General features: G+C 48.5%; 18 protein-coding genes. All 18 read right to left on the reverse strand.

Going from position 1 to position 15,104, the window contains the following annotated elements; translation table 11 throughout:
• Positions 1-38: 38 nt before the first annotated feature.
• Positions 39-1,496: a proline--tRNA ligase gene (gene proS / locus PGL02S_RS03470; RefSeq protein ID WP_036642090.1), complete on the reverse strand. Its 1,458-nt coding sequence runs from the start codon at positions 1,494-1,496 to the stop codon at positions 39-41.
• 210 nt (positions 1,497-1,706) lie between these two features.
• Positions 1,707-2,975, reverse strand: coding sequence for an RIP metalloprotease RseP (gene rseP, locus PGL02S_RS03475; protein WP_370511098.1), 1,269 nt, complete (start codon positions 2,973-2,975; stop codon positions 1,707-1,709).
• 137 nt (positions 2,976-3,112) lie between these two features.
• Complete coding sequence (locus tag PGL02S_RS03480; RefSeq protein WP_036642087.1) at positions 3,113-4,252, reverse strand: 1-deoxy-D-xylulose-5-phosphate reductoisomerase; 1,140 nt, start codon at positions 4,250-4,252, stop codon at positions 3,113-3,115.
• Positions 4,253-4,269: 17 nt separating this feature from the next.
• Positions 4,270-5,070 carry a phosphatidate cytidylyltransferase gene (locus PGL02S_RS03485; RefSeq protein WP_036642084.1) on the reverse strand — a complete coding sequence of 267 codons (801 nt, stop codon included), beginning with the start codon at positions 5,068-5,070 and terminating at the stop codon, positions 4,270-4,272.
• A gap of 20 nt (positions 5,071-5,090) precedes the next feature.
• Entirely contained in the window at positions 5,091-5,858 is a 768-nt protein-coding gene (locus tag PGL02S_RS03490) for an isoprenyl transferase (RefSeq protein WP_036642083.1), read from the reverse strand.
• Between the two features lie 73 nt (positions 5,859-5,931).
• Complete coding sequence (frr, locus tag PGL02S_RS03495) at positions 5,932-6,486, reverse strand: ribosome recycling factor (protein WP_006211296.1); 555 nt, start codon at positions 6,484-6,486, stop codon at positions 5,932-5,934.
• Positions 6,486-7,214, reverse strand: coding sequence for a UMP kinase (pyrH, locus tag PGL02S_RS03500; protein WP_006211297.1), 729 nt, complete (start codon positions 7,212-7,214; stop codon positions 6,486-6,488). The genes frr and pyrH overlap by 1 nt, the downstream gene beginning before the upstream one ends.
• A 297-nt stretch (positions 7,215-7,511) precedes the next feature.
• Positions 7,512-8,162, reverse strand: coding sequence for a translation elongation factor Ts (tsf, locus tag PGL02S_RS03505; RefSeq protein ID WP_006211298.1), 651 nt, complete (start codon positions 8,160-8,162; stop codon positions 7,512-7,514).
• Positions 8,163-8,396: 234 nt separating this feature from the next.
• Positions 8,397-9,095: a 30S ribosomal protein S2 gene (rpsB, locus tag PGL02S_RS03510; protein WP_036642081.1), complete on the reverse strand. Its 699-nt coding sequence runs from the start codon at positions 9,093-9,095 to the stop codon at positions 8,397-8,399.
• Between the two features lie 238 nt (positions 9,096-9,333).
• Positions 9,334-9,933, reverse strand: a complete 600-nt coding sequence (locus PGL02S_RS03515; protein ID WP_036642080.1) for an endolytic transglycosylase MltG — start codon at positions 9,931-9,933, stop codon at positions 9,334-9,336.
• Positions 9,930-10,466 carry a hypothetical protein gene (locus tag PGL02S_RS03520; RefSeq protein WP_036642079.1) on the reverse strand — a complete coding sequence of 179 codons (537 nt, stop codon included), beginning with the start codon at positions 10,464-10,466 and terminating at the stop codon, positions 9,930-9,932. The genes PGL02S_RS03515 and PGL02S_RS03520 overlap by 4 nt, the downstream gene beginning before the upstream one ends.
• Positions 10,467-10,491: 25 nt before the next feature.
• A complete protein-coding gene (locus tag PGL02S_RS03525; RefSeq protein ID WP_006211301.1) occupies positions 10,492-10,800 on the reverse strand; it encodes a hypothetical protein in 309 nt (102 codons plus the stop codon).
• Positions 10,801-10,857: 57 nt separating this feature from the next.
• On the reverse strand, positions 10,858-12,267 hold the full coding sequence (locus PGL02S_RS03530; RefSeq protein ID WP_063456012.1) for a DUF342 domain-containing protein: 1,410 nt from the start codon (positions 12,265-12,267) through the stop codon (positions 10,858-10,860).
• A 30-nt stretch (positions 12,268-12,297) separates the two neighbouring features.
• Entirely contained in the window at positions 12,298-13,086 is a 789-nt protein-coding gene (locus tag PGL02S_RS03535) for a FliA/WhiG family RNA polymerase sigma factor (RefSeq protein ID WP_006211303.1), read from the reverse strand.
• Between the two features lie 15 nt (positions 13,087-13,101).
• Complete coding sequence (locus tag PGL02S_RS03540; protein ID WP_036642078.1) at positions 13,102-13,512, reverse strand: hypothetical protein; 411 nt, start codon at positions 13,510-13,512, stop codon at positions 13,102-13,104.
• A gap of 2 nt (positions 13,513-13,514) precedes the next feature.
• A complete protein-coding gene (locus PGL02S_RS03545) occupies positions 13,515-14,012 on the reverse strand; it encodes a chemotaxis protein CheD (protein WP_006211305.1) in 498 nt (165 codons plus the stop codon).
• Complete coding sequence (locus PGL02S_RS03550; RefSeq protein WP_152826462.1) at positions 14,005-14,598, reverse strand: chemotaxis protein CheC; 594 nt, start codon at positions 14,596-14,598, stop codon at positions 14,005-14,007. Before PGL02S_RS03550 ends, PGL02S_RS03545 begins: the two co-directional genes overlap by 8 nt.
• 36 nt (positions 14,599-14,634) lie before the next feature.
• Positions 14,635-15,096 carry a chemotaxis protein CheW gene (locus tag PGL02S_RS03555; RefSeq protein ID WP_006211307.1) on the reverse strand — a complete coding sequence of 154 codons (462 nt, stop codon included), beginning with the start codon at positions 15,094-15,096 and terminating at the stop codon, positions 14,635-14,637.
• Positions 15,097-15,104: the final 8 nt, after the last annotated feature.

Genomic DNA, 15,104 nt, shown 5'->3' on the forward strand with positions numbered 1-15,104 from the left:
CGCCGAACCTATCCCGCTGAATTCATAATATCGATATACTAGTACGCTCTGGCGAACAAAACAGTATGCTTCGCAGCTTCACCACATACGAGGCAATTGGTTTTCTTCTCAGCCGGTTCAAAAGGAATATTTCGGCTTGTAGCACCGGTTTCTTGTTTCACCGTATCTTCACAAGCTTCCGATCCGCACCAACCTGCCAATGTAAAGCCGCGTTTCTCTTCCATGCTGTCTTTCATTTCATCCAGTGTCTCTACCGAATAGAAATGGTCTTCACGGAACTGCTTCGCACGCTCAAACATTTCTTGGTGCACCTGCTCCAGCATGTACTGCACTTCCTGTGTCAGGTTTGCCTGCTCTACTATTTTCTTCTCACCCGTAATGCGTGAGACCAGCACGCAGACGCCATTCTCCATGTCACGCGGTCCAATCTCCAGACGTACCGGTACTCCGCGCATTTCATATTCATTAAATTTCCAGCCTGGACGCACATCCGGATTGTCATCAACCCGCACACGAATACCGGCGGACTTCAGTTCACGGAACAGCTCGTCCGTACGTCCTACAACAGCCTCTCTTGTCTTCGGAGGACCAATCGGGATCATGATTACTTGAGTCGGTGCGACTTTAGGAGGAAGCACCAAGCCCCGGTCATCCCCATGGACCATAATGAGGGAACCGATCAGACGTGTGCTGACACCCCAGGAAGTGGTATGTGCATATTCCAATGTATTTTCACGGTTCAAATATTGAATTTCAAAGGCTTGCGAGAAATTGGTGCCCATGTAGTGAGAGGTACCCGCTTGAACAGCCCGTCCGTCCTTCATCATCGCTTCGATGGAGAACGTATCAACAGCTCCTGCAAATTTCTCCGAAGGAGTCTTCTGCCCTTTAATGACCGGAATCGCAAGATAATCCTCCACAAACTGCTGGTAGATATCGAGCATTTGCATAGTTTCCCCTCTAGCTTCCACTTCCGTCTCGTGAGCGGTGTGGCCTTCCTGCCATAAAAACTCACTTGTACGCAGGAACGGCAATGTGCGTTTTTCCCAGCGTACCACGTTCGCCCACTGGTTAATCAGCACAGGGAGATCACGATAGGATTGAATCCATTTGGAGTACATATGCCCAAACATCGTCTCCGAAGTCGGACGGATAGCCAGACGTTCTTCAAGCTTCTCGCCAGCTGCTTCCGTTACCCAAGGCAGCTCAGGGTTAAAGCCTTCGACATGCTCCTTTTCCTTCTGGAAAAAGCTCTCGGGAATAAAAAGAGGGAAGTAGGCGTTCCGGTGTCCCGTTGCCTTAAAGCGACGGTCCAACTCTGCTTGAATATGCTCCCAAATTTCATAACCGTCCGGTTTGAAAACGATACATCCTCTGACTGGAGAATAATCCATCAAGTCGGCTTTTTTGATGACATCAATATACCAGCGCGAGAAATCTTCCCCTTGCGGCGTGATCTCTGTCACGAATTGTTTATCCTTCGATTCCTTAGACATATAAATCGTGTTCCTCCCATTAATAAAAACGCGTGGTCTTTCGCTCCTGATTCAGGGGCTTGACTTACGTTATTTTGGCAATATGTGTGAGCAAGCCGACATTGAAGTCAGCCTTGTTTAATTGTAAAAATATGTCCTGCACTAGGATTCTCCCCGAAATAGAAAAGGTACGGCTCTGATGCGGCTGGCGCACCGAGCCGTACCTGGGGTCTATCCGTTAATCAATCGTAGTATATCGTTATAGGTTACTGCAATCATGAGCAGGAACAGCATTGCAAACCCGACAAAGTGAACCATGCCTTCCCTATTCGGATCAACAGGTTTACCTCGTAAAGCTTCGATGCCTAAGAATACAAGCCGGCTTCCATCCAGTGCCGGAATCGGCAGCAGGTTGAATATACCTAGATACAAGCTTAATATTGCCGCCCAGTAGGTCAGCTGTTCAATGCCCTGTTTTGCAATTTGGCCTGTGACCTCAAACGTTCGTACAGGACCGCCAAGGTCGTCCATCGAGAACTTCTGAATCAACTGCCTGAATCCTTGGAAGATGATATTGGTTGTGTCTACCATCGCTGTCCCGGAGCCGGTAATCGTCTCACCTAGACCGGCGGATCGAGTAGGAAGTTCAGGAACAATCCCGACCTTACCGCCTTCCTGTCCCTCCATCGTGCGAGGGGTTAACGTCAGATCGAAGGATTCCTCTCCCCGTCGTACCGTCCATTCCATCGGCTTGTCCTGGGAAGCCGCAATCAATTCGATCATCTTCTGATAATCGGCACCAATGGCGGTTCCGTTAATACTCTCGATGATGTCGCCTTCCTTGAGGTCGGCTTCGTCTGCAGGCATGCCTTTGGTGATCTCACCAATCTGCACATAAGTTGGATTATCCACCGGAATTCCGGCCATTTGAATGTGCAGGGCAAAGAGGATGAAGGCCAGGATGAAGTTCATGACAGGGCCTGCAAATATCGCAAGCGCTCTTTGACCAACGGTCTTGCTGCCGAACTGACGGTCTCTTGGTGCGATCTGCGTCTCAACACCTTTGGCAACCGTCAGCGCCTGTGGATGGATTTCATATTGCTGGAATTCACCATCCACATCAAGCCTTACCGATAAACGATCGACCATATCCATGAACTGAACTTCACCGCGAATGACATTTTTGCGGTTGTCAAGTTGATCCAGGTAAATCTTCTTCACTTGATTCTCTGCATTCAATCGAACCGCAATCGTCTGACCAGCCTGAATCTCGACAAGTTCCGGATCTTCTCCCGCCATGCGGGCATATCCCCCGAATGGAAGAAGACGAAGCGTGAACTGGGTTTCATGGCGTTTATATGAGAACAGCTTTGGACCAAATCCAATCGCGAACTCCCGAACCAATATTCCGGCACGCCGGGCAAAATAATAGTGCCCCCATTCGTGCACGGTAACAATAACAAAAAACATGAGCACCGTTAAAAAAACGACCCGAACCATTTCCAATTCTTTACATCCCCCTTTTCCTCTGAGAACGCAGTATGTCCCTATAGATTATCATTATTCTCCTATCGTCCACAAGAGAATCACAAATCGTCAGCTTTTTTCAAGGGAGATTTCAAAAACAGCTTCAATTCCTATAGTCGGGAAGCTAATTCACGTGCTAGCCGATCACTCTCTTCAATCGTCTCCAGTGCCGGCTCCGGTGTGTTGTCATGACCATGCAGCACTTCTTCTATAATCTCTTCGATCCGCAGAAAAGAGATTTCACTGCGCAGAAACCGGGCAACGGCGATTTCATTGGCTGCATTAAATACCGTTGGTGCTGTCCCACCCATTTTACCACATTCATAAGCAAGCCTTAAACAAGGAAAACGTTCAAGGTCCATTTCCCGGAAGTGAAGCTTGCCCGCCTCCGCCAGAGATAGCCTTGGAGCAGGCGAAGACCAACGTTCCGGATAGGTCAGCGCGTATTGAATCGGTACCCGCATATCCGGATTGCCAAGCTGTGCGATGATGCTGGAATCGCGGAATTCTACAAAGGAATGGATAATGCTCTCCGGATGAAGAAGAACGGAAATGTTGTCATAAGGAATCTGATAAAGCCAATGGGCTTCCATCACCTCTAACCCCTTGTTCACCATGGTGGCTGAATCTATCGTGATTTTCGCCCCCATAGACCAGTTGGGATGTTTAAGCGCGTCCTCCACTGTGACATGGACCAGCTGCTCACGCGTATAATCCCGAAAAGAGCCTCCGGATGCCGTCAAGGTAATCCTTTCAATATCCTCCTGCCGTTCTCCATTCAAGCATTGGAAGATAGCGGAATGCTCACTGTCGATAGGCAGGAGTTTTACCCCTTTGGCCGCCGCACGAGCAGTAACCAGGTGACCTGCAGTCACCAGGGTTTCCTTATTGGCGAGTCCGATCGTTTTCCCCTCTTCAATCGCTGCAAGCGTAGAAGGGAGGCCCATGCTTCCAACAACGGCTGTAACGACCAACTCCGCGTCCGTCCCTGCCGCTATCTCTACCAGCCCTTCACGGCCATAGTAGATTTCTGTTCCAGCGGGAAGGTCATGTCTGATTTTGTCGGCAAGCTCTTTCGAAGCAACCGACACTTTTCGCGGAGCAAATTCCTTAACCTGCTGAAGCAGCAAGTCCGAATTGTTCCCTGCAGCCAGACCCTCCACCTGAAATTGTTCCCGATGCATCCTCACCACGTCCAAGGTCTGCGTACCAATGGAACCGGTGGAGCCGAGTATGCTGATTTTCTTCATGCACATCTTTCCTTTCATCAGTAAGGCAGGAGACTCAATATATGTACGAACGGAAATACAACGATCCAACTGTCACATCGGTCCAGTATTCCTCCATGTCCGGGCAGCAATTTGCCTGAATCCTTGATGCCATACACCCGTTTATATGCGGATTGTACCAAATCCCCAAGCTGACCGATTACCGCGCAGGACAACCCGATTAGAATCGCTTGTCCAGCTGCCAGGAATCCGTCAGAGAAGAATGAAAAGAGCAAAGAAGTGAACACGGCGATGACAACTCCGCCTACCGCACCTTCAATGGTTTTGTTCGGACTGATGGAAGGCCATAATTTGTGGCGGCCCATTGCACGGCCGACAAAATAGGCTCCTGCATCACTTGCCCAGATAGAGGCCAACAGCAGGAAAGTCCAGAATATTCCATGACCGTCAGGAGCATGTCGCGATTCGGCAATGAAGGAAAAACCGATGCCGATATAAGCTGACGCCAAAAACAATAATGAGACCCGCTTAATATCAATCACATTTTTTGTGAACACTGTCGCCAGCAGAAACAAGAGCAGCAGGAGCCACAGAACATGCTCCCACGGGATCTGAAAATCCAACTGAAGCGGACCCCATGGGAATACAAACAACAGCACCCCCGCGTACCCTATCCATGCCGTTCCTCCGAACGGTGCCGTATTGGTCATGCGCAGAAACTCATAATAACCGATTAGTGCCATCGCCAGAATAAGAAGATGGTACCACAGACCGCCTATGAAACATAATCCTAAAAAGACCGCTCCCGCTATAATTCCGGTAATCAATCGCTGTTTCAAAACGTTCCATCCTCCATCGGCTACGACAGTCCACCGTAGCGTCTTGTTCTTTGTTGGTATTCGGCTATTGCCTCCACCAAGTGATCCTTGGTGAATTCCGGCCAATATGCGTCAGTAAACCATAACTCACTATACGCCAGCTGCCATAACATAAAATTGCTCAGACGCAGCTCGCCGCTTGTACGGATCAGTAAATCCGGATCCGGCAATTCGCCTGTGAGGAGCCGCCTGCCAATCAGTTCCTCTGTAATATCCTCAGGACGAAGGATTCCGTCACTTATTTCTTGTCCAAGTGCTTTAAAACTTTCCGTGATCTCTTTACGGCTGCCGTAATTGAGCGCAAAGTTAAGCACAAGACCGTTATTGCCGGCTGTCTTCGCAACAGCTTCTTCCATCGCGGACACGGTATGGGACGGAAGTTCTTCCGGATGCCCCATCATTCTGACCTGAACATTTTTCTCAATCAGCTCTTCAAGCTCAATAGCCAGGAACTCTTGCGGAAGCTTCATAAGAAAATCGACCTCATCCTTCGGACGTGTCCAGTTTTCTGTAGAAAAAGCATACATCGTCAATATTTTAATTCCCAAATCATCAGCAGCAATGGCTGCTCTTTTAACAGCCTTCATGCCGTTCTGATGGCCAACGATCCGCGGCATACCGCGCCGTTTCGCCCAACGTCCATTACCATCCATGATGATAGCTACATGATGAGGGATGTTGTCCGGAGAGAGCTGATGCGTCTGCTGACTGTCCTCCTGATTCAACCACGATCGAACCCGTTTGATCATTCCATTTCCTCCAGGCATCTTTCTGCAAAAAAAGAGACAAACCCCACCATAAACCGGAGGGGCCACAAGTCTCTTAAACTTCCATGATTTCTTTTTCTTTGGCAACGAGGACTTTGTCGACTTCTGCGATAAATTTATCCGTCGCTTTTTGGATATCTTCCTGATGTCTCCGGGACTCGTCCTCGGAAATATCCGTTTTCTCCAATTTTTTGATGTCATCGTTGGCATCGCGGCGAATGTTGCGGATGGCCACTTTCGCTTCTTCGCCGAATTTCTTCGTCATTTTTACCAGTTCGGTTCTGCGCTCTTCCGTCAGAGCAGGAACGACGAGACGAATTTGATTGCCATCGTTCGCCGGTGTCAATCCAATATCCGATTTCATGATCGCTTTCTCGATATCGGCCAAGGACGACTTGTCCCAGGGCTGAATCATAAGCGTTCTGGAATCCGGCGTACTGATGTTCGCCAACTGATTGAGCGGAGTTGGTGCTCCGTAGTATTCAACCGTGATCCGGTCCAGCAGCGCCGGCGCTGCCCGCCCTGCGCGCAGAGTTGCCAGGTCACGTTTCAAAGACAGGATCGCTTTTTCCATGCGTTCTTCTGCATTCTTTTTCACCGATTGCGGCATTAATCTACACTCCCTTTAACGATCGTTCCGATCTTCTCGCCCAGAACGACGCGCTTGATATTACCTTGCTCCGTGATAGCGAAGACGATGAGCGGGATGTTGTTGTCCATACATAACGATGAAGCTGTAGAGTCCATTACCCCAAGGTTTTTGTTCAATACGTCTAGATACGTCAGCTGCTCGTACTTCTCGGCAGTTTCATCCTTAAATGGATCAGCAGAGTACACTCCGTCCACCTTATTCTTCGCCATGAGAATCACTTCTGCTTCGATTTCCGCTGCGCGAAGCGCTGCAGTCGTATCGGTGGAGAAGTAAGGGTTACCTGTTCCTGCCGCAAAAATGACGACACGGCCTTTTTCCAAATGCCGAATGGCTCTGCGGCGGATATATGGCTCGGCAATTTGCTGCATTGAGATAGAGGTTTGTACCCGAGTCGGCACATCGATCTGCTCCAGGGCATCCTGAAGAGCCAAAGAGTTCATCACCGTGGCGAGCATTCCCATATAATCCGCCGTTGCACGGTCAATTCCGTTCGCGCTGCCGGCGATACCGCGCCAGATGTTTCCGCCGCCGCATACGATAGCGACCTCAACACCAAGCTCGACCACCTCTCGAACCTGCTCAGCGATCGATGAGATCGTCTCAGCATCAATACCATATCCATTCTGCCCTGAAAGGGATTCCCCACTGACTTTCAATATCACTCGTTTATATACAGGCTGTTCCAAATGATAACCCTCCACTTTAAGACGGCGCCTAAGAATACGACGCCCGTTTGAAAAACGACAGACAGACACACCGGCACTGCTTGACGGTTTATAAAAATCGGGTAAAAACATCCGTCTCAAGTAGAAACTTCTGGTCGTCTAATTAAGACTTGATTCCATTCTTTCTAGTGAGATAAGGGTAGCCTTCACTCCGAGTTTATAACAATCTTATCTCTCTTTATGCCTTTTATATCTCTTAAAAAAGAAGGAACACAGGTGTGTTCCACTCTTTTCTATACTTATATTAGCCTATTCGGCTTATTTATTCACCTGGGCCATAACTTCCTCAACGAAGTTGTCTTGTTTCTTCTCCAGGCCCTCGCCCAGCTCAAAGCGAGCAAAACGACGAATGGAGATGTTCTCACCGATCGTGCTGATTTTTTCGTTAAGCAGCGTGTTGATCGTTTTGTCCGGATCCTTGATGAAGGATTGCTCAAGCAAGCAATACTCTTCATAGTACTTGTTGATACGGCCTTCAACCATTTTTTCAACGATTTTCTCAGGCTTGCCTTCGTTCAAAGCTTGGTTCTTCAAGATTTCTTTTTCTTTCTCAAGCTCTTCCGTTGGAACTTCTTCACGACGAACAAATTTAGGATTTGCAGCAGCAATATGCATTGCGATATCGCGAGCAAACTCTTTAAATTGATCTGTTTTGCCTACGAAGTCGGTTTCACAGTTGATTTCAACGAGAACGCCAATACGTCCGCCGCCGTGAATATAGGATTCTACAACGCCTTCAGTTGCAACGCGTCCAGCTTTGTTAGCTGCTGCTGACAAGCCTTTCTCACGAAGTACCGCGATCGCTTTGTCGATATCACCATTTGTTTCATCCAGCGCTTTTTTACAATCCAGCATGCCTGCGCCTGTTCTTTCGCGAAGTTCTTTTACCGCACTAGCTGATACTGCCATTAGAATTCCCTCCAAATTGGTATGATGAAGTGTGCTTTCTGACCTGAAGACAAAATGTCTGCACACCTGCTCTTCAAGAAGCCAGACTGCTTTAAGTATTCGTTTCCTTGCGAAATCAGGAGCGCAACTGATGAGCGTTATTGGCTCTGACATCTTAAAAAAAGGGCAGTGAGAGGTTATCCACCTACCAACCACCCTTTTCATTTAATTCATTCTTTATACGTTTAATCCCGATTAAGCTGTTGTTTCTTCACCTTGGTGAGCTTCAACAACGGCATCAGCCATCTTACCAGTCAACAATTTAACCGCGCGAATCGCGTCATCGTTACCTGGGATTACATAGTCGATTTCATCCGGATCACAGTTCGTATCAACGATACCTACGATTGGGATACCCAATTTGCGAGCTTCCGCTACTGCGATGCGCTCTTTACGAGGATCGATAACGAACAATGCGCTTGGAAGACCCTTCATGTTCTTGATACCGCCCAGGAATTTCTCAAGACGATCTTTCTCTTTGCGGAGAAGGATGACTTCTTTCTTAGGCAATACTTGGAACGTGCCGTCTTCTTCCCAAGCTTCGAGTTGCTTCAAGCGATTGATACGCTTTTGGATCGTTTCGAAGTTGGTCAAAGTTCCGCCGAGCCAACGTTGGTTGATGTAGTACATACCGCAACGCTCTGCTTCTTCTTTCACGGAATCTTGAGCTTGTTTTTTCGTGCCGACGAACAGGATTGTCCCGTTCTCTCCAGCTACGTTTTTCACGAAGTTGAATGCTTCTTCAACTTTCTTGACCGTTTTTTGCAGGTCAATAATGTAGATACCGTTTCTTTCAGTGAAGATAAATTTATCCATTTTCGGGTTCCAGCGACGAGTCTGGTGACCGAAGTGAACGCCAGCTTCCAAAAGCTGTTTCATGGAGATTACTGCCATCTTCACGCACCTCCTAAGTTTGGTTTTTGTGTGTCCCTCCGCCAAGATCATTTTTCATTAAGACTCCCAATCCTGGAAGCACCCTCAACGAAATCACTCTGGCGTGTGTTTTAACACCGTCAATTACTATAACATAACCATGGGCAGGTTGCAATTCTTTTGTATTCTAAACGAGGTTCAGACGATCAACGGTCGGGCAGGGCCCTATAAAGAAAAAAACCACTCTCAACCAGGAATGCTAGTTGGAGGGTTTTGCTGTGATTTTTGTAATAATCGAATTGTAACTCTCGCCTGCTGTAAACGAATAAGTCCCGCTCTGGATCGATGTGTTGATTTTTTTCTCCGTTGCTTTATTGATGAATGCCTGTTTGTTGTCAATCACTCCGGCGCTCAAAAGGTGACTTGCCACATCACTTAGGTTATTTCCAGCTCGAATATTGACTTTGATGGGGGCATTAGCCTTAACAGGTGTCTTCGGCTCCGCCGGCTTGTTCACCTCTTTGGGTTTCTGCTCTTTGCCATCCGCCTCAGGTTTCTCCGGCTGTTCCGGTAGATCCGGCTGCTTCGTTCCTATTTCCTTGGCCTTATCCGATCCTTCGGTCTCTGAAGAACGCTCACTGAGCTTTTTCTCTTCCCACTGGTCCGCGGTCAACAGCTCTTCCGAGTGTTCAATCACTTGCATGTCCAGAGCTTCCGCAGCAGCCATCAGCTGCTCCTTCGTTAAATCCTTTGCATCCGATGCGGTTGATCCTTGACCGATCCACATCAGCTGGAGCAGTATCGCGCCGACAACAAGACCGCTGCCAAGGCCCATCATAAATGTACGGTTCTTGATCACGCGGACTCCTCCTGTTTGGCTAATTGAATAATAAGCTGAACCTCGCCTCGCTGAAGCCCCGTCGCCTTGGCAATCATATCGATAGATTTCCCTTGCCCATGCAGATCAAACAGCTCCGCGTACCTGGATTTGATGGAGTCGACCGGAGGAGACACCTCTGCCTCTGAAGAAGCGGCAGCCCGATCTGCAGACAAGGAAGTGGCATGAACCAACTTGTCCTCCGTCGTTCGAAGACGGGTTTCGGATTCAATCATTTTCTGCTCCATTACAAGCATGCGTTGACGCAAATCACTCACCTGCTCTTGCTGTTCCTGTTGCTTTGCACGAAGCTCTTGCTTCATTTGACTTACCAGCTCTACAAGCTGCTCGTTCTCGTTCTGGATTTCCGCCATGTACCCTTCAAGCGTGTTCTCCACTTCTTTTACAACCCGCTCGCTGGATACACTCTCTTCACGGCGTTTCGGCAGCATAAAAGCATACAGCACCGCCGCTACGCCAAGCAGCACGATATATATCCACGGTCCCAAATCCATTAACTCCTTTGTGCCAATAAATTATCTAGAGAGAAACATCAAAATTCCTGCCTTTATAGGGATGCTCCGCCGGCTGCTCCACAGATTCGCCCGACTCGGATGATCCCCGTTCTTGCTGTCCTGGAGACTGACGGCTCCCGTCATCACGAACAGCTGTCTCCGCTGTCTCGCTAACTTCCGTGCTTCGCTGTGCTTCCGCGCGGCTGTTCTTGATCTGTTCCCCGGCAAGCAATGTCTGATCGTTCATGGGGCGCTGCTGGAACTCATTATGGATTTTGCCCGCTTCGTTGGTTCTTGGTACTGCGATTTGCATTTCTACCGATTTTAAACTCAATGGAATCACCTCATAGCCAGGATCATATCCACAAGCATTTAATATGTCTGTTCTACCCTACAATAACGGCACCATGGTGATATCTCCTTCATGATAGTAAAAAGAAACCCGCTGTGTGGGGTCCTTAACAAATCGGGTATACCTCCCGATGACAATTTTGGCGCCGCCGTAGATCGTCTTTACCACATTAACTCTCGCTTTGCCAGTATCCTCAAGCATCTTCTCGATTTCGAGCATACGGTCTTTAATATCCGCTTGTTCGGCCACATTCGATTTCTTGGTAGCATTCAGCTTAATGCGCAGCGCGAGTTTGTCTGGCGACAACTGGCCTGACGAAGCCAACTGATTCAGTAGATAAAGTGCTTTATCCGTTTTATCCATACTCTCAATCGACAGCTTCAGCTGCGCTCTCAGATCCGCCAGTTCATTCCGCAGTTCGGGAAGAACCCAAACCTCGATGACGGTAGCAGTCGACATGGTATTTCCGATCGTCCGGGCTACTACTTTCTCCCCGGCCTGCAGGACGCCGCCTACGACGAGACCCTTCATGCCGTTGCACTCGATGTTCTGAACCGCACGGATATTGGAGTGCATAATGCTCTGCGAGACAAATACGCTAGCACCGGCTATAACATTTCCATCCTGGATAAACGAGCTCTTGACATCCTGTCCAGCCTTTACAAACCCCTTATTATATCCGATTATTCCCCCGGAAATATCGATGGAGCCCTCTGCGTCGAGCTCTGCGCCTTCCACAAAGCCGGTAACACGAATGTCCCCTGCTGCCTTGATTCTGAATCCGGTAAGAACGTTCCCGCGAATGACCACCGTACCGACAAAGTCAATGTTGCCAATACTGTAGTCAACATCGCCATTGATTTCATATACCGGAAACACATTGATTTTTCCCTTTTCCGTTTTGGTCAGCAGCCCGTCCAGCGCCGCATACATTGCGCTTTTCTCAGCATTGACCACAACGTTCTTCCCCACTTTGAAATGAGCTTCCTTGCCTGGTTTACTCGGAATTTCCTCACCGGTAACCGCGGTGCCAGGAACTCCTTTCGTTGGCGGGATTCGGGTTGCAATCAATTGGCCCTTCTTCACATTATTTAAACGAATCACTTCTTTATAATCGACTTTGCCATCTTCGATCTCCAGCGGCTTCAGATTCGTCTGATTCCCCAAATTAACGGTGAACTCTATTTTGCCGTTCTGTCCGTGCATAGGCTCCGTTCCCATTGCAATCGGCGTTCTACTATATTGATATTCCTCCGAATGATCTGCGATTCGTCGCAACGTATCATGTTGAAGTCCATATCGTACCTGGTGGCTTCTCAGAAATTGTTCAAGAGCTTCTACAGAGCAGGAGAAATCCTTCTCCCAGTTGGTGAACTGTATATAGGCGACGACTTTGTCATCCGATAGCGTAACGCTAAAGTACTGATCCAATGCATAATCTACAGACAATCCAGGAACCCCCTTCATAAATGGCAAGCGTCAGTCGTTTTGCATCAGCAAATCCCGATCTTTATCGAGCGCGCCCCGAAGTCTCAAAATCGCCTTGGAATGAAGCTGTGATATTCGTGAAGGTGATAGCGACATCACTTCAGCAATTTCACTGAGTGATAAATCCTCATAATATAATAAGGAAACTACAGTCCGCTCTTTCGGGGTCAATTTACCGATTCCCTTCATCAGGGCTTCTCGCAGATAAAATTCATGGACCTTGTGATCCGGATTCTTCGCTTTCTCATCAACCAGGAGCGACATTCGGGTCTCAGACTCCTCCTCGCGGATCGGATCCTCCAAAGATGTCAGTGTCATGACCGCCACTTCCTGCAGCATGTGCCGGAACTCCTTCTCGGTCACGTCAAGGTAATCACTCATCTCAGAGTCACTGACGCTGCGTAAATACTTCTGTTCCAACTGCTGATATGCAGTTTCAATTCTCTTCGCCTTCTCACGAACCGAACGCGGCACCCAGTCCCCTTGGCGCAGCGAATCCAGAATAGCACCTCGCACACGCCAGGAGGCATAGGTTTCGAATTGCAAGCCTCGTTTATAATCAAACTTCTCAATGGCGTCTATCAAACCCATTACCCCATTGCTGGCCAAATCTCCCTTGGAAACGTTCTTCGGAAGACCGATGGCCAAACGGCTTGAAACATAATCAACGATGTGCAGATGATATTCGATAAGTTTCTTCTTCGCTTCATGGTCTCCGTCTTCCTTCCATGCGCTCCATAATTCCATATGGTTCAGCACAGAAGCTTTTCGTTCGTCCAATTGCCTTCACCCTCCTTATTTATCCGTAAGGTGACGAACGGCCTTGGCCAGTTCTTCAGGATCTTTCGTTGAAACCAGCTTGGGAGGATTCAGCGGAACAAAGTCACCGTTCTCTTTGCTGCCGGATTCGGAATGAATAAGATCCATCAATTCCCGATCCTCATCAGGTGTGGATAAATCAAGAACGGTTCCTCTCTCCTGCTCGCTCTGCGCCTTTGAGTTCCCAGATCCATTCTTATCAGCTCTCGGTGCAATGATGGCAGCAAATATCCATTTCAGCGCGAACGCCAGAAGAAACCAGATCGCAAATGCAAGGAGAGCCCGATACATGCTGGTCATCCACAGATTGTTACGTATGGTAAAAATAAAAGTAAACACAAAACCGGCAATTCCAGTCATTATATAAAAACCGAGTTTTCCCATCATGGCTACAATTCCTTTATGCCCTTTTGTACACTGCGTATTGTAAATTTACCCGTTGCACAGTCCAATTCAACGGTTCTTCCATAATTCCCTCCGGTATCCTCCGCGATCAGCGTAATGCCCATCTGCTCCAGGCCTGCTTTGCACGACTCCACATTGCGAGGTCCGATGCGCATGGTATCACCGGAACCGGCAAAAGCAAACATCTGGGCTCCGCCGGCCATTTTGGCTACCATGCGTGCTGGCGAAGCTCCCAAATTCCTCATCTTGTTCAGCAGAATAGGAAGAGCCGTATCCGCGTACTTCGCCAGGTTTAGCTGCCCTTCTCTGGCAATCGCTGAAGAGGGGAGCATCACATGCGCCATGCCACCGATCTTCGTCACCGGATCATACAACGTAAGTCCGACACATGACCCCAGACCGGTTGTACGCAAAATACCGTTTGGACCTGCGACGTTCAGATCCGCCATCGCTACTTTCACTATGCTTTGTTCTTCAATCATGCTCTAAAGGCACTCCTAAAGCTTCGAATATTTGAGCAAATGATTGTGGATCGGGAATCAGGAAGAATTGACCTTCCACCTCGTTCTGCCCTTCTAGAAACGTCGTGTTGATTAAGAGGGCATCGTCTCCCATCTCACCAAACTGTATCAATCCATAACTTAAGATCGCACCCGCCATGTCCATCGCTAACGCAGGAACGGTGGGCGTCATGGACAGATTGGTGAAATCGGCCAGCGAGGATAAATACGATCCCGACAAAATATTTCCGATCTCGCACAGCGCAGACTGCTCCATCTCAGAGAATTGTTCCTCCTCCGACACTTCGATGCCTGCCAGATTCTGCAGCAGGTTCTTCCCCGCTTCCGGACTCATGATAAAAAAGAGATTTCCCGGCGCGCTTCCCTCCACCCGCAAGAATACGGCAAGAACAAGTTGTTCACTACCGCCTACACTTTCCGCGATCTGTTCAAACGGCAGCAGCTGAACTTGGGGAACTGCCATATCAATAGGTTTGTTAAGCAAGCGGGAGAGGGCAGTTGCCGCATTGCCCGCTCCGATGTTTCCGACTTCCTTCAGAACATCCATTTTAATTTCCTTGCTATGCTTAAACAGCTCCACTGTCTATTCCTCAAGACCTTCCAGCTGAATGATCTCCGTTTTGTTTAACACTTCGGACAAATTCAGCATAACGAGAAGGCGCTCCTCTCCTACCTTCGCGACACCCCGAAGATATTTCGCTTTGATTCCGCCCACAACCTCAGGCGGCGAATCAATGCTGTCCGTATTCAGATCGATAACATCGCTTGCCGAATCTACAATAAAACCGACCTGCATGTCATTGACCGCTACGATAATAACCCGTGTCTGATCGGTAGCCTCGATTTCCCCCAGACCAAATCTGCCACGCAGATTGATAACCGGAATGACGACGCCGCGCAGATTGATAACCCCTTTTACAAAAGCATAGGTTTTGGGAACACGCGTAATCGGCATCATGCGTTCAATGGTCTGAACCTTGTCCACCTCAATGCCGTATTCTTCCTCGCCAAGTTTAAAGACGATAACCTTGATTTCTTCTCCCATGAGTAAGT

This window comes from Paenibacillus glucanolyticus NBRC 15330 (genome assembly GCF_004000885.1).
Taxonomy (GTDB): Bacteria; Bacillota; Bacilli; order Paenibacillales; family Paenibacillaceae; genus Paenibacillus_AQ; species Paenibacillus_AQ glucanolyticus.

Bases quoted from the DNA above. Each gene is read 5' to 3' on its own strand.
- proS (WP_036642090.1), bottom strand. From the start codon at position 1,496: ATGTCTAAGGAATCGAAGGATAAACAATTCGTGACAGAGATCACGCCG.
- rseP (WP_370511098.1), bottom strand. From the start codon at position 2,975: ATGGTTCGGGTCGTTTTTTTAACGGTGCTCATGTTTTTTGTTATTGTT.
- PGL02S_RS03480 (WP_036642087.1), bottom strand. From the start codon at position 4,252: ATGAAGAAAATCAGCATACTCGGCTCCACCGGTTCCATTGGTACGCAG.
- PGL02S_RS03490 (WP_036642083.1), bottom strand. From the start codon at position 5,858: ATGATCAAACGGGTTCGATCGTGGTTGAATCAGGAGGACAGTCAGCAG.
- frr (WP_006211296.1), bottom strand. From the start codon at position 6,486: ATGCCGCAATCGGTGAAAAAGAATGCAGAAGAACGCATGGAAAAAGCG.
- tsf (WP_006211298.1), bottom strand. From the start codon at position 8,162: ATGGCAGTATCAGCTAGTGCGGTAAAAGAACTTCGCGAAAGAACAGGC.
- rpsB (WP_036642081.1), bottom strand. From the start codon at position 9,095: ATGGCAGTAATCTCCATGAAACAGCTTTTGGAAGCTGGCGTTCACTTC.
- PGL02S_RS03520 (WP_036642079.1), bottom strand. From the start codon at position 10,466: ATGGATTTGGGACCGTGGATATATATCGTGCTGCTTGGCGTAGCGGCG.
- PGL02S_RS03540 (WP_036642078.1), bottom strand. From the start codon at position 13,512: ATGATGGGAAAACTCGGTTTTTATATAATGACTGGAATTGCCGGTTTT.
- PGL02S_RS03545 (WP_006211305.1), bottom strand. From the start codon at position 14,012: ATGATTGAAGAACAAAGCATAGTGAAAGTAGCGATGGCGGATCTGAAC.
- PGL02S_RS03550 (WP_152826462.1), bottom strand. From the start codon at position 14,598: ATGGATGTTCTGAAGGAAGTCGGAAACATCGGAGCGGGCAATGCGGCA.
- PGL02S_RS03555 (WP_006211307.1), bottom strand. From the start codon at position 15,096: ATGGGAGAAGAAATCAAGGTTATCGTCTTTAAACTTGGCGAGGAAGAA.